The 21,656-nt window shown below is 72.0% G+C and carries 24 protein-coding genes; 10 read left to right on the forward strand and 14 right to left on the reverse strand.

Annotated features, from left to right (window positions below):
* Positions 1 to 103: 103 nt before the first annotated feature.
* On the reverse strand, positions 104 to 1,261 hold the full coding sequence (locus ACZ34W_RS04470; RefSeq protein ID WP_078879728.1) for a LacI family DNA-binding transcriptional regulator: 1,158 nt from the start codon (positions 1,259 to 1,261) through the stop codon (positions 104 to 106).
* A gap of 359 nt (positions 1,262 to 1,620) precedes the next feature.
* On the opposite strand from ACZ34W_RS04470, the gene hisC reads away from it, so the two are divergent.
* The gene (gene hisC, locus ACZ34W_RS04475; protein WP_329488876.1) at positions 1,621 to 2,703 is read left to right on the forward strand and encodes a histidinol-phosphate transaminase; all 1,083 of its coding nucleotides are present in this window, start codon (positions 1,621 to 1,623) and stop codon (positions 2,701 to 2,703) included.
* 98 nt (positions 2,704 to 2,801) lie between these two features.
* Here the strand turns inward: hisC and ACZ34W_RS04480 are convergent, their stop codons facing one another.
* On the reverse strand, positions 2,802 to 4,208 hold the full coding sequence (locus ACZ34W_RS04480) for an MFS transporter (RefSeq protein ID WP_329488877.1): 1,407 nt from the start codon (positions 4,206 to 4,208) through the stop codon (positions 2,802 to 2,804).
* Positions 4,209 to 4,349: 141 nt separating this feature from the next.
* Here ACZ34W_RS04480 and ACZ34W_RS04485 point away from each other — a divergent pair, with 141 nt between their 5' ends.
* Positions 4,350 to 5,372: a helix-turn-helix transcriptional regulator gene (locus tag ACZ34W_RS04485; RefSeq protein ID WP_465601688.1), complete on the forward strand. Its 1,023-nt coding sequence runs from the start codon at positions 4,350 to 4,352 to the stop codon at positions 5,370 to 5,372.
* A gap of 85 nt (positions 5,373 to 5,457) precedes the next feature.
* Here the strand turns inward: ACZ34W_RS04485 and ACZ34W_RS04490 are convergent, their stop codons facing one another.
* From ACZ34W_RS04490 to ACZ34W_RS04515, 6 genes are all read right to left on the reverse strand, one after another.
* A complete protein-coding gene (locus tag ACZ34W_RS04490) occupies positions 5,458 to 6,369 on the reverse strand; it encodes a hypothetical protein (protein WP_465601691.1) in 912 nt (303 codons plus the stop codon).
* 368 nt (positions 6,370 to 6,737) lie between these two features.
* Positions 6,738 to 7,532, reverse strand: a complete 795-nt coding sequence (locus tag ACZ34W_RS04495; protein WP_465601694.1) for a DUF2785 domain-containing protein — start codon at positions 7,530 to 7,532, stop codon at positions 6,738 to 6,740.
* 102 nt (positions 7,533 to 7,634) lie between these two features.
* Positions 7,635 to 7,916, reverse strand: a complete 282-nt coding sequence (locus tag ACZ34W_RS04500; RefSeq protein WP_465601892.1) for a hypothetical protein — start codon at positions 7,914 to 7,916, stop codon at positions 7,635 to 7,637.
* A complete protein-coding gene (locus tag ACZ34W_RS04505; protein WP_329488882.1) occupies positions 7,913 to 8,152 on the reverse strand; it encodes a hypothetical protein in 240 nt (79 codons plus the stop codon). The genes ACZ34W_RS04500 and ACZ34W_RS04505 overlap by 4 nt, the downstream gene beginning before the upstream one ends.
* Positions 8,140 to 8,400: a hypothetical protein gene (locus tag ACZ34W_RS04510; protein WP_465601697.1), complete on the reverse strand. Its 261-nt coding sequence runs from the start codon at positions 8,398 to 8,400 to the stop codon at positions 8,140 to 8,142. Before ACZ34W_RS04510 ends, ACZ34W_RS04505 begins: the two co-directional genes overlap by 13 nt.
* Positions 8,397 to 8,771 carry an ATP-binding protein gene (locus ACZ34W_RS04515; protein WP_352298311.1) on the reverse strand — a complete coding sequence of 125 codons (375 nt, stop codon included), beginning with the start codon at positions 8,769 to 8,771 and terminating at the stop codon, positions 8,397 to 8,399. The genes ACZ34W_RS04510 and ACZ34W_RS04515 overlap by 4 nt, the downstream gene beginning before the upstream one ends.
* Positions 8,772 to 9,077: 306 nt before the next feature.
* Here ACZ34W_RS04515 and ACZ34W_RS04520 point away from each other — a divergent pair, with 306 nt between their 5' ends.
* Both ACZ34W_RS04520 and ACZ34W_RS04525 read left to right on the forward strand, forming a co-directional pair.
* Positions 9,078 to 9,938, forward strand: a complete 861-nt coding sequence (locus tag ACZ34W_RS04520) for a helix-turn-helix domain-containing protein (protein ID WP_465601700.1) — start codon at positions 9,078 to 9,080, stop codon at positions 9,936 to 9,938.
* Positions 9,939 to 9,940: 2 nt separating this feature from the next.
* On the forward strand, positions 9,941 to 10,135 hold the full coding sequence (locus ACZ34W_RS04525) for a DUF397 domain-containing protein (protein WP_465601703.1): 195 nt from the start codon (positions 9,941 to 9,943) through the stop codon (positions 10,133 to 10,135).
* 59 nt (positions 10,136 to 10,194) lie between these two features.
* On the opposite strand, the gene tgmC is transcribed toward ACZ34W_RS04525, so the two are convergent.
* The 6 genes from tgmC to ACZ34W_RS04555 form a co-directional block, all read right to left on the reverse strand.
* Positions 10,195 to 11,337: an ATP-grasp peptide maturase system methyltransferase gene (tgmC, locus tag ACZ34W_RS04530; protein ID WP_465601706.1), complete on the reverse strand. Its 1,143-nt coding sequence runs from the start codon at positions 11,335 to 11,337 to the stop codon at positions 10,195 to 10,197.
* Positions 11,334 to 12,302: an ATP-grasp ribosomal peptide maturase gene (tgmB, locus tag ACZ34W_RS04535; protein ID WP_465601709.1), complete on the reverse strand. Its 969-nt coding sequence runs from the start codon at positions 12,300 to 12,302 to the stop codon at positions 11,334 to 11,336. The genes tgmC and tgmB overlap by 4 nt, the downstream gene beginning before the upstream one ends.
* Positions 12,299 to 12,571: a putative ATP-grasp-modified RiPP gene (gene tgmA / locus ACZ34W_RS04540; RefSeq protein WP_442906831.1), complete on the reverse strand. Its 273-nt coding sequence runs from the start codon at positions 12,569 to 12,571 to the stop codon at positions 12,299 to 12,301. The genes tgmB and tgmA overlap by 4 nt, the downstream gene beginning before the upstream one ends.
* Positions 12,572 to 12,670: 99 nt before the next feature.
* The gene (locus ACZ34W_RS04545; RefSeq protein WP_465601712.1) at positions 12,671 to 13,522 is read right to left on the reverse strand and encodes a helix-turn-helix domain-containing protein; all 852 of its coding nucleotides are present in this window, start codon (positions 13,520 to 13,522) and stop codon (positions 12,671 to 12,673) included.
* Positions 13,519 to 14,031 carry a DUF6879 family protein gene (locus tag ACZ34W_RS04550; protein WP_465601715.1) on the reverse strand — a complete coding sequence of 171 codons (513 nt, stop codon included), beginning with the start codon at positions 14,029 to 14,031 and terminating at the stop codon, positions 13,519 to 13,521. Before ACZ34W_RS04550 ends, ACZ34W_RS04545 begins: the two co-directional genes overlap by 4 nt.
* Entirely contained in the window at positions 14,015 to 14,206 is a 192-nt protein-coding gene (locus ACZ34W_RS04555) for a hypothetical protein (RefSeq protein WP_359808308.1), read from the reverse strand. Before ACZ34W_RS04555 ends, ACZ34W_RS04550 begins: the two co-directional genes overlap by 17 nt.
* Positions 14,207 to 14,663: 457 nt before the next feature.
* Here ACZ34W_RS04555 and ACZ34W_RS04560 point away from each other — a divergent pair, with 457 nt between their 5' ends.
* The 6 genes from ACZ34W_RS04560 (at position 14,664) to ACZ34W_RS04585 (ending at position 21,565) form a co-directional block, all read left to right on the forward strand.
* Entirely contained in the window at positions 14,664 to 16,091 is a 1,428-nt protein-coding gene (locus ACZ34W_RS04560) for an efflux RND transporter periplasmic adaptor subunit (protein ID WP_465601718.1), read from the forward strand.
* The gene (locus ACZ34W_RS04565; protein WP_329488893.1) at positions 16,091 to 16,912 is read left to right on the forward strand and encodes an ABC transporter ATP-binding protein; all 822 of its coding nucleotides are present in this window, start codon (positions 16,091 to 16,093) and stop codon (positions 16,910 to 16,912) included. The genes ACZ34W_RS04560 and ACZ34W_RS04565 overlap by 1 nt, the downstream gene beginning before the upstream one ends.
* Positions 16,909 to 18,120 carry an ABC transporter permease gene (locus tag ACZ34W_RS04570; protein WP_329488895.1) on the forward strand — a complete coding sequence of 404 codons (1,212 nt, stop codon included), beginning with the start codon at positions 16,909 to 16,911 and terminating at the stop codon, positions 18,118 to 18,120. Before ACZ34W_RS04565 ends, ACZ34W_RS04570 begins: the two co-directional genes overlap by 4 nt.
* Positions 18,121 to 18,137: 17 nt before the next feature.
* Positions 18,138 to 18,809 (forward strand): hypothetical protein, encoded by a 672-nt coding sequence (locus ACZ34W_RS04575; protein ID WP_465601722.1) that lies wholly within the window; start codon positions 18,138 to 18,140, stop codon positions 18,807 to 18,809.
* A gap of 500 nt (positions 18,810 to 19,309) precedes the next feature.
* Positions 19,310 to 20,062 (forward strand): response regulator transcription factor, encoded by a 753-nt coding sequence (locus ACZ34W_RS04580; RefSeq protein ID WP_352295224.1) that lies wholly within the window; start codon positions 19,310 to 19,312, stop codon positions 20,060 to 20,062.
* A gap of 9 nt (positions 20,063 to 20,071) precedes the next feature.
* A complete protein-coding gene (locus ACZ34W_RS04585; RefSeq protein WP_329488898.1) occupies positions 20,072 to 21,565 on the forward strand; it encodes a sensor histidine kinase in 1,494 nt (497 codons plus the stop codon).
* The last annotated feature ends 91 nt before the right edge of the window (positions 21,566 to 21,656 follow it).

Here is a 21,656-nt window from a genome sequence, read left to right on the forward strand (position 1 = left end):
ACCGGCCGCCGCACCGGTGCTCGGCCCACGCACCGGCCCGGGCGGCCGGCCCGGGCGGGCCGCCTGACCGCCCGGGCCGGCCCGCGCACCGCCCGTCGGCCCCCTACACCTCGCCCGGCGGGCGCGGCGGGCTGACGGTGGTGCGCGGACTCCGCCGTTGGGAGGACGCGCGGACGATCAGCTCGGTGGGCATCAGCGTGCCGGGCGGCGGCCCCGTCCCGGCGGTGCGGAAGCGGGGCGGGAAGAGCCGGGCGATGTCGACGCCCGTCCCGGAGTCCACCCCCTCGATGGCGTCGATGAGCAGGTTGACCACCGTCGTCCCGATCCGCCGGGGCTTGAGCGAGAGCGTGGTGATCGGCGGCTCGGTGGTCGCGTACACATCGCTCTCGCTGCAGCAGACCAGCAGCAGGTCGTCCGGCACCCGCAGGCCGTACCGCCGGGCGGCGGCGAGCAGGTCGGTGCCGTTCGGGTCGAAGAGCCCGTAGACGGCGTCGGGCCGGTCCGGGCGGGCCAGCAGCCGGTCGGCGGCGACGGCCCCCGCGGCCGGGTCGTGCGCCGGGTAGGTCTCGTAGACCGGTTCCTGGCCGACCTTGGCGCACCAGCCGAGGTAGGCCTCGGTGGAGAGCCGGGTGTAGGTGTCGGTGCTGGTGCCGGTGAGCAGGCCGATCCGGCGGGCGCCGGCCTCGGAGAGGTGGTCGAGGATGCCGAGCACGGCGGCCTCGTGGTCGTTGTCGACCCAGGCGGTGACCGGGCAGTTGCCCGGCTTGCCGTCGCTGACCACCGGGACGCCGGACCGGTACAGCTCGCTGACCAGGGGGTCCTGGTCGGGCGGGTCGATCACCACGGTGCCGTCCAGGGCGATGTTGCCCCAGACGTCGTGCCGGGAGGAGGCGGGCAGCACCACCAGGGCGTAGCCGCGGCCGAGCGCGGCGCTGGTGGCGGCGCGGGCCATCTCGGCGAAGTAGGCGAACTCGGTGAAGGTGAACGGCTCTTCGCCGTAGGTGGTGACGGTCAGTCCGATCAGGCCGGAGCGCCCGGTGCGCAGGGTTCGGGCGGCGGCCGAGGGGCGGTAGCCGAGGCGCTCGGCGACTTCGCGCACCCGGCTTCTGGTCTCGTCGGGCAGGCGGCCCTTACCGTTGAGCGCGTCGGAGACGGTGGTGATCGACACTCCTGCGGCTGCTGCCACATCCCGGATGCCGGCCCGCTCCAGACGCCGCGAGGTGGTGGGTCGCCGACCGCTCTGGTTGGCTGCTGCTGTCATGGCGGACCGATCGTATGGCTCCTGACAAGGGTCTGTGACCGGCGCATCGGGGGTCCTTGGAGATACGTTTCTCCAAGAGTGAGCCCGTGTGCGCCCCTTCGATACCCGCACGAAACCAGCCGTCTTACCTCTGACATGTGCCAAAGGAACCCTGCAGAATGGCTGATCTGCACCAGTAACCCGACCGGGCATCTCACTCCTACGGGTGAGCCGCGGTCGGTATCGTTCAGGGCACCCGACCGGGGTGGTCCGGTGCGTTGCGAGATCCCGGGGCACGGCGGCGATCCCGTCCGGCGCGGGAGCGGACGCACCAGCGGGCCCGACGCAGTGGGCCCGACGGAGAGAGAAGGAGAAGGACCGTGAGTGGAACGGCAGCGCAGGGGCCTCGGCTGAGGTCGAGCCTGGACGGCATCCCCACCTACAAGCCCGGCAAGCCCGCCGGCGCCGACGCCTACAAGCTGTCCTCCAACGAGAACCCGTACGAGCCGCTGCCCGGCGTGCTCGAAGCGGCCGTCGCGGCGGCCGGCTCGCTCAACCGGTACCCGGACATGGCCGTCACCGAGCTGACCGCCGAGCTGGCCCGGCGCTTCGACGTCCCGGCCGAGCACATCGCCACCGGCACCGGCTCGGTCGGCGTCGCCCAGTCGCTGATCCTCGCCACGGCCGGCCCCGGCGACGAGGTGATCTTCGCCTGGCGCTCCTTCGAGGCCTACCCGATCATCACCCAGGTCGCCGGCGCGACCCCCGTCCCGGTGGCGCTCACCGCGGGCGGCGACCACGACCTGGACGCGATGCTGGCCGCGGTCACCGACCGCACCCGGCTGATCTTCGTCTGCAACCCGAACAACCCCACCGGCAACGTGATCCACCGCGCCGAGCTGGAGCGCTTCCTGGATGCCGTGCCCGCCGACGTCCTGGTGGTCGTCGACGAGGCGTACATCGAGTTCATCCGCGACGCCGACGTCCCCAACGGCATCGACCTCTACCGCGACCGCCCCAACGTCTGCGTGCTGCGGACCTTCTCCAAGGCGTACGGCCTGGCGGGCATGCGGGTCGGCTTCGCGATCGCGCACGAGCCGGTGGCGAACGCGCTGCGCAAGACGGCGGTGCCGTTCGGCGTCACCCAGCTCGCGCAGAACGCGGCCGTCGCCTCGCTGCGGGCCGAGGAGGCCCTGATGGTCCGGGTCGACGCACTGGTCGAGGAGCGCACCCGGGTGGTCGCCGGGCTGCGCGCCCAGGGCTGGGAGATCCCGGACTCGCAGGCCAACTTCGTCTGGCTGGCGCTCGGCGAGCGCTCCCAGGAGTTCGCGGCGGCCTGTGCCGACGCCGGCGTGATCGTCCGCCCGTTCCCGGAGGGCGTCCGGATCTCGATCGGCGAGGTCGAGGGCAACTCGATCTTCCTCACGGTGGCCGAGGCGTTCCGCAAGACGATCGACGGCTGACCTCGTACGGACACCGGCTTCACCAGGGGCGCACCGCTCGGCGGTGCGCCCCTGCGTCGTCCTGTCCGACGTCCCACTCCGCCGGTCGGGCGGGGCACTCATCCCCGCCGCAGGAAGAGCGCCGAGGCGAGGGCGGCGAGCAGCACCAGCGCGGTGTTCACGGCGATCGCCCAGGTGACCCCGGTCAGCACGGTGGTCCCCGCGGCGGCCGCGGTGGCGACCGCGCTCATCACCGGGGTGCCCAGGGTGATGCCGACCTGCTGGGTCATGGTGGCGACCCCGGTGGCCAGCCCCTGCTCCTCGTCCGGCAGGCCCGAGGTGGCCGTCACCATGAAGCCGACGATCGCCAGCATGTTGCCGACCCCGCCGACGAAGGTCGCCGCCAGCAGCAGGCCGAGCCAGGCCCGGTCGGCGCCGAGCAGGAGCAGCGCGGCGGTCGCGGCGGCCTGCACCAGGAATCCCGCGAGCAGCGCGCCCCGGCTGCCGAGCCGCCCGATCAGCCGCGGCGCGACCACACCGCCGAGCACGGTGCCGGCACCCAGGACCCCGAAGGCCAGGCCGGTGGCCAGCGCGGAGAAGCCCAGCACCCGCTGGAGGTAGAGGGTCAGCAGGAAGACCAGCGAGGTCTCGGTGGCGAATGCCAGCAGGCCGGCCGCGTTGCCCCAGACCACCGTGCGCCGCCGCAGCACCCGGACCGGCACGAGGGGCGAGGCGGCGGTCCGCTCGACGAACCAGAACGCCACCAGCAGCGCCGCGCCCACCCCCAGCGAGCCGAGCGCGAGCGGGTCGCCCCAGCCGTGCTCACCGGCCGCCGTCAGTCCGTGGACCAGGGCGAGCAGACCGCCGGTGACGGTGACCGCCCCCGGGACGTCCATCCGGACCTTCCCGGCCGGCCGGCTCTCCGCGATCAGCCGGGGCGCCACCAGCAGGACGGCCAGGGCCACCGGCACGTTGACGAAGAACGCCCAGCGCCAGCTCAGCAGGTCGGTGAGCAGTCCGCCGAGCACCGCGCCCGAGGTGAAGCCGGCCGACATCAGCGCGCCGTTGAGGCCCAGGGCCCGCTCGCGCAGCGGGCCCTCCGGGAAGGCGGTGGTGAGCAGCGCCAGCCCGGCCGGCGTGACGGCGGCGGTGGCCAGGCCCTGCGCCACCCGGGCGGCCAGCAGCAGCTCCGGGGTGGTGGCCAGCCCGCCGACCAGCGAGGAGACGCCGAGCACGGCGAGACCGATCAGGAACACCCGGCGCCGCCCGAAGAGGTCGGCGACCCGTCCGAACAGCAGGGTGAAGCCCGCCGCGCTCAGGGCGAAGGCGGTGGCGATCCACTGCAGGCTGCCGAGCCCGAAGCCGAGACCCTGGCCGATCACCGGCAGGGCGACGTTCAGGATCGAGAAGTCCACGGCCAGCATGAACTGGGCGGCCAGCAGGACGACCAGGACGAGTCGCTGCCGACCGGTCATTCCGGCTGGTGTGCGGGGGAGGGCTGGTGCTTCGGACAGGGTGGCGGTCATCGCTCCGCTGCCTTTCGACTCGACGGGGTGTTCCGGGTACGGCAGCAGCCTGCTGGGCCGCGCCGGGAGTACCCAGACCCCCGCGGAGGGTGGCACCGGCAGGGACAGGCTCGGCGCCGCCCGGCGGTGTTCACTGGAGGCATGACCGCACCCGAGACACCGTCAGCGCAGCAGCCCCGGTCGGCGGAGAGGCCGTCGCCGGCCCCCTCCTCGGCGTCGTCGGCCTCCTTGGCGGCGTCGGCGGGGGCGGAGAAGCCGAGCGAGCTGGGCGAGTTCCTGCGCACCCGCCGCGCCCGGCTGCGACCCGAGGACGTCGGGCTGACCACGTACGGCAGCCGGCGCCGGGTGCCCGGGCTGCGGCGCGAGGAGCTGTCCCAGCTGGCGGGCGTCAGCATCACCTACTACACGCGGTTGGAGCAGGGGCAGAGCCGCAACGTCTCCGACGAGGTGCTGGACGCCATCGCCCGGGCGCTGCGCCTCGACGGCGACGAGCACGCCCACCTGCGCAACCTGGCCCGCCCGGGCCGGCCGGCGAAGGGCCGCCAGGCCGAGCGCTTCGAGCGGGTCCGGCCGGCGGTGGGCCGGCTGATCGCGGCGATGGCCGACGTCCCGGCGGTGGTGGTCGGCCTGCGCAACGAGGTGCTGGCCTGGAACCCGCTCGGCCACGCACTGCTGGCCGGGCACCTGGACGCGGCGGCGCCGGACTCGCCGTCGGCGCGCCCCAACCTCTCCCGGCTGCTCTTCCTCGACGCGCGGACCCGGGAGCTCTACCCGTGCTGGGAGACCGAGGCCCGGGCCCAGGTCGCCTTCCTGCGGCTGGCCGCCGGGCGGCACCAGGAGGACCGGCAGCTGGCCGAGGTGATCGGCGAGCTGTCGATGAAGAGCGCGGAGTTCGCGGCGCTCTGGTCGCGCCACCCGGTGCACGACTGCCTGTTCGGCACCAAGGAGTTCCACCACCCGGTGGTCGGGGACTTGGCGCTGGACTTCGAGGCGCTGCCGCTGCCGGAGGCGTCCGGGCACCGGATGCTGCTCTTCAGTGCGGTGCCCGGCTCGTCGTCGGAGGCCGGTCTGCGGTTGCTGGCGGCCAGCGCGGCGGCCTCGGGGTGGGCGTCGGGGCGGACGTCGGGGTGGACGTCGGCGGGCCGGGAGCCGGTCGAGGACTGAGCCGGTCGTCACCCGGGAACGACGAGGGGCCCCGCCTCCGCACCGCCGTGCGGGGGCAGGGCCCCTGCGGTGCTCCGTGGGCCGGTCAGCGCTGGGGACGCAGCCGGCGCACGGCGATCAGAACGCCCGCGCCGAGCGCGACGAAGGCGGCGGAGGCGGCGGCGAGGAAGCCGTTGGGGGTGCCGGCGCCGGTCTGGGCGAGCTCGGGGGTGCCGGCCGGGGCGGGGGCGGTGGTGGCGGAGGCGGTCGGCGTGGTCTTGGGGGTGGCGGGGGTCTGGGTCTTGTCCTCGACGGGCGCGACGGGGGCGGCCGACTTCGGGGCGGCGGGCTTGGCGGTCGGCTTGGCGCTGGTCGTGGGCTTGGCGGCCGGCTTCGCGGTGGTCGCCGGCTTGGCCGGGGCGGGGGTGCGGACGACCGTGTAGGTGTGGGTGCCGCCATGCTCCCCGGGGTAGCCGTCGGCCTTGCCGCCGATGTAGACCTCGAAGCTCTTCAGGTCGGCTGCGGCGTTGGCCGAGACGGAGACGCGGAAGGCGAAGTGGGTGGCGCGGCCGTCGGTGAGCTGCTTCGTCTTGAGCGAGCTGGTGTCGGCGATGATCGTGGGGTCGCAGCCGTGGTGGAGGGAGAGCCTCTTCCAGCCGCCGGCGGTGGCGGCCTCGACGGTGAAGTCCTCCAGCCGGGTGGCGCCCTTCGGGTTGAAGATCGCGATCATGGGGGCGACGTTCTCGTACGGGGCACCGGTGAAGTTGGTGACTCCCACGCCGATCTCGGCCTTGGCGCCGCCGGCGGTGATGCTCTGGCCGTCGGGGGTCATGTGGAACCCGGCGGTGAGGTCGCCCTTGTGCGCGGAGGCGGGGGTGACCGGCTTGGCCTCGGCGCCGGCCGTGTTTCCCGAGCCGCAGGCCCAGGAGGCCTCGGCGGTCATCAGCTGGACGGAGCCGGCGAGGACGACGGTGGCGGCGACGTTCTTCGTGAAAGAGGGCATAACGGACTTGCGCATGACGTGTTTCCCCAGGGTCATGGTGCTGACGGTGTGTGAAGACGACCGGCCCCGCTGTCAGCGGTAGCGCCCCCCGGCCTCGCCGGTCTCGCTCTCCGTGCCTTCATCCGTATAGACGCGCATCCCGGCCGGTGGTTGCAGGTGGGTTCGGAGTTATTTTCGGAACCTTTCGCGCGGGCCGGTGACGGGCGTGGAGTACCGGCGATCACTGCGGTCGAAGACCGGAGAGGCCCTCGCCCGGTGGGCGAGGGCCTCAACGTGCCGGCTCGGGCGGATGTGCGGTGCCGGCCGGGGTGGGGTCGCTTCGATGGTGGATCTCGGGGCCGTGGCGGCCGGGACGGCCACGCCCGGGGCGGGTGCTCCCGCGCCTACCGCTTGACGATCCGGTCGAGGACGGCGGCGAGGCGTTCCTTGACCGCCGCCCCGTGGGGGAGGGCCTCCGGTGCGGCATCGGTGTTCCGTGCCCGCACGCCGCGGTCCGCGAGGACGTAGAGCAGGCGCAGCGTGCGCTGGCAGTTGCTGAGGTGGGCGGGCACCGGGGTACTGAGGCGGTCGGCCCCGAAGCGGGCGGCGACCGGGTCCAGCCACGTGGTCGCGTCGGACTCGCTCAGATCGGGCCGGGTGAGCACCCGGGCGACCGCCCGCGCCAGCCGGTCGTCCTCCAGCTGGTCGAACACGTGGTCGGTGGGCGCCGTCAGCCGCGCGGCGGCGAGGTGCAGCATCCGCACCGGATCCACCTCGGGGTGGCGGCCGAACCGGTCCAGCAGGTCCGCGCCGTGCGCGACGGCGTGGAGCCAGCCGAGCTTCTCGTCATGGCCGCGCAGGTCCGTCTCCGCCGGGTACCACCGCTCGAACGCGTCCACCCAGCCGGCCTCGAAGTCCCCCTTCTCCACCAGCATGTCGAGGACGAGGGGGGCGAAGGTGCGGGCCTGGATCTGCGGGTCGAGGAAGCGGGCGGCCATCTCGTCCCCCAGCGCCAGCCGCCGGGGCCCGTCGATCACCCCGCGCTCGATCCAGGTCGCGAGGACGGCGTACGGCGCTCCGTCCCGGACGTCCGGATCGGGGTCCGCCAGGGCGCCGGAGAGTTCGCGGACCAGCTCCTCCAGTGGCCGGTCGGCGGGTACGGCACAGTCGGCGGCTTCGATCCTGCTCCAGTCGGTCACGGCAGGCAGGATAGGTCCGAACCGGCTCGCCGCACCGGGAATTTCCGTGCGGTGGCGGCGAGGCCCCTGCCCGGGTGGGCGGGGGCCTTCGCTTTGCCGCTGCTAGGTGGGTATGCGGTGTCGGCCGGGGGCGGGGGGTTGCTGTCGGATTTCGGGGCCGTAGTGGCCGGCCTGGCGGGCGATCCAGGCGTATTCGTGGGTGCCGTCGGGGCGGGTGCGCAGTTCCCAGCGGCCGTGGGGGGTGATGGGTTTCGGCGCGAGGGTGTGCTGGTCGTCGTTGACCTTGAGGGCGGTGATGACGCCGAGGGTGACGGTGGTGAGGGCGAGGGCGAGGAGGGTGAGGAGGGCGGCGCCGATGAGGAAGTTGGCGGTGCCGGTTCTCATCGGCGGATTCCCAGGACGCGGTGGCCGAGGTGGGCGGCGAGGTCGTGGAGGAGTTCGTGGGCCTGGTCGTGGGTGAGGGGGAGGGCGAGGTGTTCGCCGGGGCCGGTGTGGATGTCGAGGTCGACGGCGAGGCGGAGCTGGACGGTGGCGTCGGGGGCGTGTTCGACGCTGAGGTAGGCGACGGTGGTGCGTTCGGTGTGGATCGCTTCGGTGACGAGGGGGATCAGGACTCCCACGGCTCGTTCCTCTCGGTGTCGCGGAGCAGGTGGAGGAGGTTGAGGAGGGTGGCCACGGGGGCGTTGCCGAAGTCGACGAGGATGCGGCCGTCGACGGTGCCGCCCACGGTGGTGGCAGAGCCCCACTGGATGCCGAACCTGGCGCCTCGGGTGTGGAGTTCGCCGAGGAGGGTGGTGATCTGGGGGTGGGTGTAGTCACGCATGCGGGGGTCGTCGGGGGCGATCGGGGTGCGGCGGGCGGCGCTCACGCGGCGGCGTCCAGCTCGAACCAGACGCGCTTGCCGTGCTTGCGGGGGTCGGTGCCGAAGCGGTGGGTGAGGGAGCGGACGAGGTGCAGGCCCCGGCCGGAGAGGGCGTAGGGGTCGGCGGGGGTGCGGGGTTCGGGCAGGTGGGGGTTGTCGTCGGCGACGGAGACGCGCAGGGTGTGGTCGCGCAGGAGGACGACGACGAGCGGGGCGGGGCTGCCGCCGTGGCGCCAGGCGTTGACGTAGAGCTCGCAGAGGGCGAGTTCGGCGTCGTGGATGAGGTCGTCGGGCCAGCCGGCGAGGTCGAGGGCCTCGCGCAGCTCCTCGCGGGCGGCGGACCAGTCGGGCGGTTCGGGCAGGGTGAAGGCACACATGAGGGACCTCCGAAGAGAGGCGGAGTGGAGTGGGTGTGGTGTCACCGGCGGATACGTCGCCGTGAGCCAGGCCGGAGCGGGACTGGGAGTCCCGCGTACGGCTGCTCTGCGGTGCGCGGGCAGCAGGCGCCTACTGCCCTGGAAACAGGCGTTACTGACGATCCATCGGATCGATGTGAGACGACCGTAGCGCACAGGAACCTAAATTTTGGTAGTTCGCGGGGAAGTTCCCCCTCCCGTGTGATCGGTTGACTCTGCGCGCGGGTCACACGGCACACTGGTCTCACGAAACGCCGAGAGGACGTCATGCCCGGTCGCCCCAACCCGACTCTCCGCCAACGCCGTTTGGGCGCCGAGCTGCGACGGATGCGCGAACAGGCCGGCCTCGGCGGCAGTCAGCTTGCTCGCGTACTCGGCGTGAGTCCCACCCAGGTGACGCAGATGGAGAGCGGGAAGACCAGCGTCAACGTTGATCGGCTCCACACGATCACGGCAGCCTGTAACTACACCAATCAGCCGCTCATCGGCGCGCTTGCCGAAATCATTGCCTCACGAGGGAAGGGTTGGTGGGAGGAGTATCGCGGCCTGATCCCCAGTGCCTTCCTTGAATCTGCAGAACACGAAGACTTCGCTGCAGGGACCGTCAAGGTTTGGACGTCCGTATTCCTTCCAGGACTCCTGCAGACCAGTGAGTATGCGCAAGGTATGTTCAGTCGGAAGATTCCTGGCCTCACACCTCATGAGATCGAGCTGCGCACCTCCTTTCGCAGAAAGCGGCGAGACACCTTCCTTCAGAGTCCTGGTAAGAAGCTGGAGGTGTACGTCCACGAGTCCAGCCTGCTCACGCGCTTCGGCGGCACCGATGTGCTGCGAGAGCAACTCTTTTGCGTGGTCGATGACTCTGCCAGGGCCAACGTGAGTGTCCGTGTGGTCCCCTTCGGCGTGCACACCCACCCAGGCCCGATCGAGAGCATCCTCTACAGCTTCGGAGCGGTTTCCGAACTCGATACAGTTGAAATGGAGTCCTCGCGAGGCCCCATGTTCTTCGATGCCCCAGATGAACTCGAATCATATCGCAGCACTTTTGACCGCATCGAGAGGGCGGCTCTCACTTGTGAAGAATCGCGAGATCTGATCCAACGTACAGCGCGAAGCTTGAAGGACTAAAGATGTCCCAGAATCAATGGCAGAAGTCTTCGTTCAGCAGCTCTAGTGATAACTGCATGGAGGTGCGCACCGTCGACGGCATGGTCGAACTCCGTGAGTCCGACACCGGCGAGATCATCGTCCGTACCACGCCCCTGAAGTTCGCCAAGTTCGTCCAGGGCATCAAGGCCGGCGAGTTCGACCACCTCACGACCTGACCGGACAGCGCCCCTCGCTCGACCCGAGCGAGGGGGCGCCACCAGCCGATCCACTTCATTCACACCGGCAGGTCCCAGCCCGGGGCGTCCTCTGTGCCGATCCACACCCGCTGCCCTGCGTCCGAAACGGTGATCCCGAATCCTTCCTGGTGCGGCTCGCCGGCCTCCTGCCAGGCCTCGACGGCTCGCTCAACCTGGTCCCAGAGCCGCAGCGGTCCGCGTTGGATGACGGTCCAACCACCACTCGCATCAGCTCTCGTCCGGGCCAGCGAACCCGTTGCCACGTCCACGAGAACCTGCTCTCCGCCCGCCCCCATCCGCTCCGCCGAGGGTGCTGCGAGCTGGGCTACCCAGCTCCCGGTCCACGTCCCGATGACGGCGGGATCGATCCGGCTCGCGCGCTCCTCCCCGGGCAGCATCGCGAGGCCGGACCGGGGCGGGCGGTCGTGCGGGCGGGCGATCATGAAGCTGGTGAACCCGGGCAGGAATCGGCCGGTCGCACTCCCCGCTCCGGTGACCGTGAGCAGCGCGAGCCCGGACGCGTAGCTCCACCCGGACAGGGTGACCAGGATCCGACCGCCCGGCTTCACCTGGTGCAGCCAGGGCATCGGGATGTACCGGACCGAACACGTGGCGATCAGCCGGTCGTACGCTCCGCCGCCAGGGTCCCCTCGCAGGCCGTCGCCGCTGATCAGCCGGGGGGTGTAGCCCGCCTCGTGAAGCGCGACCGCCGCGGCTTCGGCCACCACGGGGTCGTACTCGACGCTCGTGAGGTTGGCATCGCCGAGCCGGTGGGCGCCCAGGGCCGTCGAGTATCCCGTCCCGGTGCCGATTTCCAGCACACGGTGGCCCGGGGCGGCGTCGAGCTGCTGCCACATCCGCAGGACCAGCGACGGCAGGGTCGACGAGGAGGACGGGGAGCCGACGATCGGCTCCCCGCCCTCCTGACCCGGCCGTGTCGTGCCGTCGAGCTGCGTGATCAGCGTCCGATCGGCGTAGACACCCTCCAGCCACCCGGGATCGTTCGGGCGCACCGACCGGTAGGCGGTCGGTGCGCTGTTCGGCGTCGGCTCGAAGTACGGTCCGACGAAGTCCTCGCGTGCGACGGCCTCCGCCGCCCTGCACCACGCCGGATCGCTCAGCGTGCCTTCTGCCGTGAGTCGGCGGACCATGGCGGCTCGGAGCTCTGCGGACGGGCTCATGCGTCGGGGCCTCTCTGCAACTGGTCCGCGATGGCCTGGGCGATCGCATCGGTGGTCTCGGGCGGCTGCCACGCCCACTGCCCGTTGGGGTTGCACTCCAGGAAGTACCATTCACCGGCCGCTGTCACGGCGAAGTCGAACGCTCCGTACACCAGCCGGAGTTCACCGAGGTAGGACGTGACGGCGCGCGAGACCTCCTCGGGCACGGCAACCGGAGCGCACGCCATGAGGTCCTGCCTCCGGCGCCAGTCGAGCTCGGGGCTGTCGATCCGAACCGCGAAGGCCCGGTCGCCGACCGCGGTCAACCGCACGTCGAACGCCTTCGCCACCTTGGCCTGGAACAGGTGCGGGCAGACCTCCACCCCGGCGGTCAGCTCACCGGCACGCACGTCCCGAACCCACACCTGGCGCAGCCGACCGGCCACCTCGTACGCGATGTTCCACAACGGCTTGTAGACCGCCCCGGTGACCTGGCCCGCCACGAACTCCTGTGCGGCACCCAGCTCGTTGGTGATCAGTGTGTCGGGTACGCGGAACCCGTTCCGCTGCGCTGCCGCGAGTTGCGCCGGCTTGTACTCGGCAGCCCGGTTGGCCCACGGGTGATTGACGTAGTGCGCACCGGGGAGCGAGGCCAGCACACCCCCGGTACCCCACAACGACTGGGCGGCCGCGAACCGTCGCTCCCGCCCGTCCAGTTGCGCGGGCCCCTCGTACGGAGAGGCTCGGCGCATCCAGACCGACCGCACCCGGGTGAGGTCCAGCCTCCGGGTCGGCGTCCGTAAGGTTCCCCGCTGACCGGTCGTGCGGTACCGGGTGGTCAGCGAGGCGCCTTCGTGCAGATCGGTGCCGGGATCGAGCCGGACCACCGGGACGCCACGCCCGGCCAGCACTCGCAGCACCACATCCGCGGTCACATCACGGGAGTTGGTGAGGACCAGCACTGACGAGCGGTCGTCGCTCGTCACCCGGAGCTCTGGTCCTGGTCGAAGGACTCGGTGGAGTCGGCATCCGTCGCCCCGCCCGGCCCCGACCCGTCGCCGGGGCTCGTCATGGTGGGCGTCAGCCCGCTGGTACTGGTGCCGTGGCCCCCCGATTTGACGGTGCGACCGTGCTCGTCCACGAGCACGGCGATCTGCGTCTCAGGATCGATCACAGGCGTGAACGCCGGAACCGCGGCTCCCCGGGGGAACGGCTCCATCCTGCTCACTCCCCACGGCGACGACATCTGCCTCATCTGCCGGTCTCCTTGTCGTTGCGACCAGATTGTTCGGTCACCACGGTAGGGTCACCGTGCTTGCAGTAGCACGAGGATTCACGTCATTGCATAAACCGGCTATGCGGCACGGCGGAACTCATCCGACCATCGCCGGAGCATGGACCTGAGTGGGTCCCCCTCGATCGCCTTACCGCGAAAGAACTCGAACAGGGCGTGATAGTGCTGAATGTCCTTGGGGTCGCGTAGTACTAGCCGTCCGGTGAAGAGCTCGATGGTCACCAAGTTGGCGCCGTAGACCGTGAAGGTGTGGAACGGCGCATCCGCTACCTGGGCCGACAACGGAACGATGCCGATCGTGACATTGGGCAGACGGGAAAGAGAGGCGAGCCGATCGATCTGCGAGGCCAGGACCAGCGGCTCGCACAGCCGCCAGCGAACAGCAGACTCGGTCAACAGGAAGTCGAAACGTTTCCCCTGGTCGTACAGGACAGCCTGCCGTTCAATCTTGAGCGCAATGGCCTGGGAGACATCAGCGTCAGCCGGGGCAACCGGGGGACTCATCGCCGTCCGCATGTACTCGGGCGTCTGGAGGAGGGCGGTCGGCATCGCGGGCAAGAAGTAGCGGATGTGCGAGGCGCCGGCCTCAAGAGCAGCTAGCTCACGCTGTCGTAGATGCAGGCCACGCCGGACAGATGACCTGACGTCCTCGTACTCGGCGTTCGCCGCGCTGGCCAGTGTCAAGAGCTCCCGTGCCAGGTCTTCGTCGACACCGAGACTATTGAGTATCTGCTGTACGTCGACGACCGACGGCAGAGTCTTCCCGTTCTCGATTCGGGAGATCTTGCTCTGGCTCATGCCACACCGAACAGCCAGACGCTCCCCGGAAAGGCCGGAGGCGCGCCGGAGATCCTTGAGTGCTGCTGCAAGGTCTCGACGCTGCTCTCCGGCCCTACCGGGATCGTGGGTCAATCCGCGCTGTACTCCGTGAAGGGGACCGACAGCGAGACGGCGAGATCCCGCCAGCGCCGGAACTGGTCGATGTCAGGGCTTTCCAGAAGCTCTCGGCCGATCTGCGTGCCATCCGGGCCATACCTCATGTCGACGACCTTCGTGTCGTCGAACATCCAGAAGTCCTGATCAGGGAGACCAGGGTTCTCCGTGCCGGTGAGATCGAGGATCCTGATGTCCTCCCCGGCTTCGACGTTGTAGGCGTAGGCCGCGAATTCGTACCGTAGGTAGTCGGACAACGGCCGGGTGAGTACATGCACCCGAGCGATCCTGCGGCCCGTGGCACGGTAGTTCCGCACACGGGTGAGCCACCTGTCGTCGGCATCGAGATGCAACTCGCCGGTGTCCAGGAACTCCTGGAACTCCTCGGCCTCGCCCGGCATGGCATAGGAACTCCGGGTCTCCAGCCGAAAAGCCTCCTGCTTGAACGAGTCGAAGAACGCCCGCCAGTCCTCACCGGTCAAGAGCATGGAACGCCTCCCGCAGCAGAGCCTCCGGGATCTCCACCACGGCCTCGCCCTCCGGGGTCGTCCGGTGCACCGTGAAGCCCTGCACGGCGATGGTCCCCCGATCGGTCGTGTAGACGGTCGGACAGTCGTCTTCGCGGCAGTCCGGGTCTCCGCCAGCGATCCTCGTGAGCTCCATGACCCTCTCCCCTACACACGCTGCGGACTCCTAGTCAGGACCATAAGGAGCCTCCGGTGAACCGGGCAAGGACCATTCACGTTCCTGCATAGACCCACCCGTACCGGTGACGATTTAGCGCCCCTGAGACGCCTCGCTCACCCGAGCGAGGCGCCTCAGTTCGGAGAACAAGCCGACTCGGAGTGGGAAGTCGGTCCGGCCGACTTCCTACTCCGCCGCAGTGGCTCCCCAGCAGTGGCGGTGCGGCGGCGGACAGGCCGGCTCCATGCCCCCGGGGCTGCCGGATGGCTGGGGATGGCTGGGAACCTCCTGGGAGTTCGGCCAACGGTTGGGCGGGGGTTGGCAAGGTGAGGGCTGGGGGCGGGCGGAGCGTGGCGGAATGCCCGGATTCGGCCGGTCAGGGTTCTCCCAGGCCGCGCCCAGGGTGCCGCAAGAGCGTCCGGCGAAGCTGTGCGCCATGAAGGTGCTTCCGCGACGGCGTGGTGCCGTCCTCCTGAACTCCGCACTGGGCGTGGCCCTGGTGGGCGCCGTGGCCCTGGCGTACACCACGTTGGACAGCGGGACGGAGAAGGCGGCCGGCAAGGCCCAGGTCCGAACCGCGACCGTGGCGAAGGGCACGGTCCTGGCCACCGTGTCCGGAACGGGCACGCTCGCCTCGCCGACCGACGCCGCCCAGGACTTCACCACCGGCGGGAAGCTGACCGCCGTCAAGGTCGCGGTGGGCGACACCGTGACCAAGGGACAGGTGCTGGCCACCGTCGACACCACGGCGGCCCAGCAGCAGGTGGATGCCGCCCAGTCGGCGCTGACCACGGCCAACGCCAACCTGACCAAGGCGCAGGCCGGCGTCACCACCACGACCACCCAGCAGATCCCGGGCAGCTCGAACAAGTCCTCCAGCGGCTCCGGCGGCTCGTCCAACGACTCCACCGGTGGCGGCACCGGTGGCGGGGAACGGGGAGCGGGCGCGAGCAGCGCGCCCGCTCCCCAGACCACCCCCGTCCCGCAGACCACCACGATCACCACCACCAAGGTGGACGAGGCGGCCGTGGCCCAGGCCCAGCAGCAGGTCGCCACCGCGCAGACCAACCTGGCGAACGCCCAGGCCGCGCTGGCCGGTACGACGCTCACCGCCTCGGTGGACGGCACGGTCGCGTCCGTCTCCAACAAGGTCGGCGACACGGTGGGCGGCGGCACCGGGAGCGGCGGCACCGGGAGCACCGCCAAGTCCACCGGGACCACCACCGGCTCCGGCGCCCCGAGCGGCTTCATCGTGCTGACCAACCCGACCGGGATGCAGGTCACCGCCAACTTCTCCGAGCTGGACTCGCTGAAGCTCAAGAAGGGCGAGTCGGCCACCGTCGCGCTGAACGCGCAGTCCGACACCAAGCTCAACGCCACCGTGCTGTCCGTCAGTTCGCTGCCGGTGAGCAGTGGCGGCAGCGGCGGCGCGGCCGCCGTCCAGTACGCGGCGACGCTGCAGATCACCGGTGACACCAGCAAGCTGCGCACCGGCCTCAGCGCGACCGTCTCGGTGGTCACCGGCGAGGCCGACAACGCGCTCTCGCTGCCCACCGCCGCCCTGGCGGGCACCGGCACCAGCCGGACGGCGACCCTGGTGCAGCCGGACGGCTCCAGCGAGCGGGTCACCGTCGAGGTCGGCGTCGAGGGCGACACCACCGTGCAGGTGGTCTCCGGGCTGAAGGAGGGCGACAAGGTCGAACTCGCCACCACCAGCGGGACCAACGGCTTCCCGAACGGATCCTTCCCGGGCCTGACCGGTGGCCAGGGCAGCCGCGGCGGCACGGGAGCCGGCGGCGCGGCCGGCGTGGCAGGCGTCGGCGCGGCCGCCGGCGGCGGCACCGGCCGGGGCGGGAACCGCTGATGGGGCGCAGGACCGCCCCCGCGCCCCAGAGCACGGCGGCGGCGCCCCCGGTCATCCAGATCCGCCGGCTCACCAAGTCCTACGGCCACGGCGACGCCACCGTGCACGCGCTGCGCGGCCCGTCCGACCCGGCCACCGGCGAGCCGCTGGGCGTCGACCTGGACATCGAGCAGGGCGACTTCGTCGCGGTGATGGGCAGTTCGGGCTCCGGCAAGTCCACCCTGATGAACATCCTCGGCTGCCTGGACGTACCGACCGCCGGCCGCTACCTGCTGGACGGCATCGACGTCGGACACCTGGACGAGCAGCAGCTCTCGCTGGTCCGCAACCGCAAGATCGGTTTCATCTTCCAGTCCTTCAACCTCGTCCCCCGCACCACCGCGCTCGCCCAGGTCGAGCTGCCGCTCGCCTACGCGGGCGTGCGCAGCGCCGAGCGCCGGCGCCGGGCGCTGGCCGCGCTCTCCCTGGTCGGCCTCGCCGAGCGCTCCGGGCACCGGCCCAATGAGCTCTCCGGCGGCCAGCAGCAGCGCGTCGCGGTGGCCCGGGCGCTGGTCACCGCGCCCGCGATGCTGCTCGCCGACGAGCCCACCGGCAACCTGGACAGCCGCTCCACCGACGAGGTGCTGGCCCTGATCGACGGCCTCAACGCGACCGGCCGCACGGTGGTGCTGATCACCCACGAGGACGAGGTCGCCCTGCACGCGAAGCGGGTGATCCGGTTGGTCGACGGCGCGGTCGTCAGCGACGTCCGGCAGGCCCCGGTGGAGGGCCCGCCGCCCGCCCTGCTCGCGGCCGCCGACCTCCAGGGGGTGCTCGCATGATCCTCTGGCAGATGCTCCGGTTCGCCGTCGGCGGCCTGGCCGCCAACAAGGTTCGCTCCGCCCTGACCATGCTGGGCGTGCTGATCGGCGTGGCCTCGGTGATCCTGCTGCTCGCGGTCGGCAACGGCTCCTCGGTGGCGGTCAAGGAGTCGATCACCTCGCTCGGCACCAACTCGCTCACGGTCACCGCCGGGTCCTCCTTCGGCGGCTCGCGCACCGCCTCCACCGCCAAGAAGCTCACGGTCGCCGACGCCAGGGCACTGGCGAGCGACCCGGAGGCGACCTCGATCAAGTCCGTCGCGCCGGTGGTCACCGCCAGCGGCACCGCGCTGTACGGGGACATCTCCTACAGCCCCGGCTCGATCGTCGGCACCTACCCCGCGTACTTCGAGACCGCCAACCTGAAGATCGGCCGGGGCGAGTACTTCACGGCCGACGACGTGCTCGGCTCCCGCAAGGTCGCGGTGCTCGGCGCCACCACCGCCAAGCAGCTGTTCGCCACCACCGACCCGGTCGGCAGGGCGATCACCGTCGGCGGCACCCCGCTCACCGTGGTCGGCGTGCTCCAGGCCAAGGGCGGCACCGGCTTCACCGATCCGGACGACGTGGTGATCGCGCCGCTGCCGACCGTGCAGAACGCCTTCACCGGCTTCGGCCCGGTCAGCCAGATCCTGGTGCAGGCCACCTCCGCCGAGACCACCACGGCCGCCCAGGCCGAGGTCACCCGGGTGCTGCTCGGCACCCACGCGATCGCCGACCCGAGCAAGGCGGACTTCCGGATCGGCAACCAGGCCTCGCTGCTCACGGCCCGGGAGTCGACCACCAAGACCTTCACCGTGCTGCTCGGCGCGGTGGCCGCGATCTCGCTGCTGGTCGGCGGGATCGGCATCACCAACATCATGCTGGTCACCGTCACCGAGCGGACCAGGGAGATCGGCATCCGCAAGGCGCTCGGCGCCCCGCGCGTGGCGATCCTCGGGCAGTTCCTCGTCGAGTCCACCCTGCTGTCGGTGATCGGGGCCGGACTCGGGGTGCTGGCCGGTCTCGCCGGATCGCACTTCTCCGTCGTCGGCATCAAGCCGGTGGTGATCCCCGAGTCGGTGCTCGGCGCGTTCGGCATCGCCGTCGCCATCGGCCTGTTCTTCGGCAGCTACCCCGCCAACCGGGCCGCCTCGCTGCGCCCGATCGACGCCCTCCGCCACGAGTGACCAAGGACCCGCAGACCATGAGCAACGAGATCGAGCCGCGCACCCACGCCGAGCAGGTGGTCCTGCTCTCCACCGCGCCGGACGCCCGGGACGTCACCGCCGAGCTGGCGGCGCCACCGCGCCGCCGGCTGCCGTGGCCGACCCTCGTCCTGGCCGGCGCCGTGCTCGCCACGGCGGCCTTCGCGGGCGGCGTCTGGTACCAGCAGGGCCACGGCTCCACCGGCTCCGGCAAGTCGGCCGCGGCGGGGCAGCAGCCCCGGGCGGCGGCCTCCGGCTTCGGGGGCGGGCAGAACGGCACCCGCCGGGGCGGCCAGGGCACCGGTCAGGGCGCCGGCGCCGGTCAGGGCGCGGGTCAGGGGGGTGGCCAGGGCGCGCAGGGCGGCTTCACCCGGGGCACCGTCAAGGCCGTCGACGGCACCACCGTCTACCTGACCGACGCCAACGGCAACACCGTCAAGGTGACCACCGGCGACGCCACCAAGGTCCAGCTCAACAAGGAGGGCAAGGTCGCCGACCTGCAGCCCGGTCAGAGCGTCACCGTGGTCGGCACCCCGGCCGCCGACGGCGGGTACGCCGCCACCCAGCTCGTCGAGGGCGCCGCCGGCTTCGGCGCGGGCGGCGCGGGCGGCTTCGGCGGCGGCGCCGGTGGCCGGGGGACCCAGAACCAGACCCGGACGCCTCCCTCCTAGCCCGTCCACGGGTAGGAGGGGGCCCGGCGGCTGACCCCGCAGCCCCCGGGCGCCCGCGCGGCCCGGCCGAACCTCCTCCGGCGGCCGGGCCGCGCGCTGTGCTGTCCGTGACCGGGTGGCGTGCCGGGCCAGGGGCCGCGCGGTGTCCGTGCCCGCGCGGTGTGTCCGTACCCTGGGTCACGCGCGGTCCTCACCGGCCGGGAACGGCCCGGCCTCCGGCCGGGAACCGACCGCCCCGGTCCGGAACCGCCCGGCCCCCGGCCCGGGGACGGCTCCGCGCCGCGGCCGCGCGGCGCCTCCGCCCTGTCCACCGGCTCGTACGCACACCATCCAGCCCGACCGCGCGGGCTCGTTCGCCCGAATCCGCCCGCTAAGGTGTTAATCCAACATTCATCGACGGCGCATAGCCTCCCCGGGCTAGCCTCAAGCTGAACGCCATCGTCCGACCGGGAGGCGGAACCCCCGTGCAAGGCACTGTGTCCACACCTGGCAGCTCCGCCGTGGCCGGCGGCCCGGGCGAGGCGTTCCTCCTCGTCGTCGACGACGAACCCAACATCCGGGAGCTGCTCTCCGCCTCCCTGCGCTTCTCCGGCTTCCGGGTCGCCTCCGCCGCCAGCGGTACCGAGGCGCTCGAACTGATCGCCGTCGAACGCCCCGACCTCGTCGTCCTCGACGTGATGCTGCCCGACCTGGACGGCTTCACCGTGGTCGAGCGGCTGCGCGAGCAGACCACCCGGGGCCAGATAGCCGGGCCCGCCCACGGCCACCCCGGCGACCACCTGCCGGTGCTCTTCCTGACCGCCAAGGACGGCGTCGGCGACAAGGTCCAGGGCCTGGCCGCCGGCGCGGACGACTACGTCACCAAGCCGTTCAGCCTGGAGGAGCTGATCGCCCGGATCCGGGCCATCCTGCGCCGGGCCGGCGGCCCCGCCGAGGACGGCCGGCTGGTCGTCGCCGACCTCACGCTGGACCCGATCGCCCACGAGGTGACCCGCGGCGGCACCCCGGTCGCGCTCTCGCCGACCGAGTTCAAGCTGCTGCACTACCTGATGGCCAACGTCGGCCGGGTGGTCTCCAAGGCGCAGATCCTCGACCACGTCTGGGCCTACGACTTCGGCGGGGACCTCTCCATCGTCGAGTCCTACATCTCCTACCTGCGCCGCAAGCTCGACTCCGGCCCCGCGCACGGCCCCAAGCTGATCCACACCGTCCGCGGCATCGGCTACGCGCTGCGCCGGCCGCCGCAGAGCTGACCGCCCCCCGTGTTCCCCCGCTTCTCGCTGCGCGTCCGGCTGCTCGTCCTCGTCCTCGCCCTGGTGACCACCGGGCTCGCGGTCAGTGACGCCGTGGTGCTCGGCACCGTCCGGATGCAGCTGGTGGAGCGGCTCGACGACCAGTTGCAGCGCTTCGCCGAACCGCTCTCGCACCGCGCCCCCGGCCGGACGACCTGGCCGGAGAGCCGGCAGCCCTCGGTCGGCGGGAGGCGGCCCGCGGCGGCGCTGCCCAGCCAGTACCTGGTCCAGTACCTCTCGGCGGACGGCAAGGTCCAGCAGGTGGTGCGCCAGCCGGTCTCCGAGAACGACCCGGCGCCGCAGCTGGCCGGTCTCGACCCGGCGGCCGCCGCCCCGGACACCCCCTTCGACCTGCCCGACCAGCGCGGCCAGCGCAGCTGGCGCACGCTCGTCCTGCCGCTCCAGCGGCCGCCCGCCCTCGGCCCCGCTCCCCCCAGCGCCTTCGCCGTGCCGACCCCCACCCCCGCGTACCTGATGGTCGCGGTCTCCCGGGAGGACATCGACGCCACCGTCGCCCGGCTGCGCACGTCCTTCCTGGCGATCGGCGGCGCGGTGCTGGTGCTGATCGCGGCCCTCGGCTTCTTCGCCGTCCGGGCCGGGATGCGGCCGCTGCGCCGGATCGAGGAGGGCGCCGAGCGGATCGCCTCCGGCGAGCTGTCGCACCGGATGCCCGAGCTCGCCACCCGCACCGAGGTCGGCCGGCTGTCCGCCGCCCTCAACGCGATGCTCACCCAGATCGAGGCCGCGTTCGCCGCCCGGGCCGAGTCCGAGGCACGGATGCGGCGGTTCGTCGCCGACGCCTCGCACGAGCTGCGGACCCCGCTGGCCGGCATCCGAGGCTTCGCCGAGCTGTACCGGATGGGGGCGCTGCCCACCGAGGCGGACGTCAAGCGGACGATGTTCCGGATCGAGAGCGAGGCCGTCCGGATGGGCGCCCTGGTCGAGGACCTGCTGGTGCTCGCGCGGCTCGACGAGGAACGCCCGCTCGACCTCGCGCCGATGGACCTGCGCACCCTCGCGGCGGACGCCCTGCACGACCTCACCGCCCTCGACCCGTCCCGCCCGGTCGCCCTCACCGGTCCGTCCGGCACCGGCGCGCCCGGCCCCGCACCGGTGCTCGGCGACGAGGCGAGGCTGCGTCAGGTGGTCACCAACCTGGTCGGCAACGCCGTCAAGCACACCCCGCCCGGCACCCCGGTGCGGATCGGCGTCGGCACCGCTGAGGGCCTCTGCCTGCTGGAGGTCGCCGACTCCGGTCCCGGCCTCACCGAGGAGCAGGCCGTCCGGGTGTTCCACCGCTTCTACCGGGTGGACGCCTCGCGCAGCCGCCACGACGGCGGCGGCGCCGGCCTCGGCCTCGCCATCGCCACCGCGCTCACCCACGCCCACGGCGGCACCCTCACCCTCCACACCGCCCCCGGCACCGGCGCCACCTTCCGCGTGGAGATCCCCCACCAGCGCTGAAACCGCCCGTTCGGGTGAACCGCCCTGGTTCTCTCCGCCCGGTCTCCGGTCGTGCGCGACCGTACGGCCGCGGCTTGATGCGGATCGCGCG

The sequence above is a fragment of the Kitasatospora sp. NPDC022856 genome, from assembly GCF_055561235.1.

What these genes read in the sequence shown, in the direction of transcription:
- ACZ34W_RS04490 (WP_465601691.1), bottom strand. Translation starts at nt 6,369, where the DNA reads ATGCGCAAGTCCGTTATGCCCTCTTTCACGAAGAACGTCGCCGCCACC.
- ACZ34W_RS04570 (WP_329488895.1), top strand. Translation starts at nt 16,909, where the DNA reads ATGATCCTCTGGCAGATGCTCCGGTTCGCCGTCGGCGGCCTGGCCGCC.
- tgmC (WP_465601706.1), bottom strand. Translation starts at nt 11,337, where the DNA reads ATGAGCCCGTCCGCAGAGCTCCGAGCCGCCATGGTCCGCCGACTCACG.
- ACZ34W_RS04500 (WP_465601892.1), bottom strand. Translation starts at nt 7,916, where the DNA reads ATGAGAACCGGCACCGCCAACTTCCTCATCGGCGCCGCCCTCCTCACC.
- ACZ34W_RS04520 (WP_465601700.1), top strand. Translation starts at nt 9,078, where the DNA reads ATGCCCGGTCGCCCCAACCCGACTCTCCGCCAACGCCGTTTGGGCGCC.
- ACZ34W_RS04565 (WP_329488893.1), top strand. Translation starts at nt 16,091, where the DNA reads ATGGGGCGCAGGACCGCCCCCGCGCCCCAGAGCACGGCGGCGGCGCCC.
- ACZ34W_RS04560 (WP_465601718.1), top strand. Translation starts at nt 14,664, where the DNA reads ATGAAGGTGCTTCCGCGACGGCGTGGTGCCGTCCTCCTGAACTCCGCA.
- ACZ34W_RS04555 (WP_359808308.1), bottom strand. Translation starts at nt 14,206, where the DNA reads ATGGAGCTCACGAGGATCGCTGGCGGAGACCCGGACTGCCGCGAAGAC.
- ACZ34W_RS04485 (WP_465601688.1), top strand. Translation starts at nt 4,350, where the DNA reads ATGACCGCACCCGAGACACCGTCAGCGCAGCAGCCCCGGTCGGCGGAG.
- ACZ34W_RS04525 (WP_465601703.1), top strand. Translation starts at nt 9,941, where the DNA reads ATGTCCCAGAATCAATGGCAGAAGTCTTCGTTCAGCAGCTCTAGTGAT.
- ACZ34W_RS04550 (WP_465601715.1), bottom strand. Translation starts at nt 14,031, where the DNA reads ATGCTCTTGACCGGTGAGGACTGGCGGGCGTTCTTCGACTCGTTCAAG.
- ACZ34W_RS04575 (WP_465601722.1), top strand. Translation starts at nt 18,138, where the DNA reads ATGAGCAACGAGATCGAGCCGCGCACCCACGCCGAGCAGGTGGTCCTG.
- ACZ34W_RS04515 (WP_352298311.1), bottom strand. Translation starts at nt 8,771, where the DNA reads ATGTGTGCCTTCACCCTGCCCGAACCGCCCGACTGGTCCGCCGCCCGC.
- ACZ34W_RS04480 (WP_329488877.1), bottom strand. Translation starts at nt 4,208, where the DNA reads ATGACCGCCACCCTGTCCGAAGCACCAGCCCTCCCCCGCACACCAGCC.
- ACZ34W_RS04470 (WP_078879728.1), bottom strand. Translation starts at nt 1,261, where the DNA reads ATGACAGCAGCAGCCAACCAGAGCGGTCGGCGACCCACCACCTCGCGG.
- tgmA (WP_442906831.1), bottom strand. Translation starts at nt 12,571, where the DNA reads ATGAGGCAGATGTCGTCGCCGTGGGGAGTGAGCAGGATGGAGCCGTTC.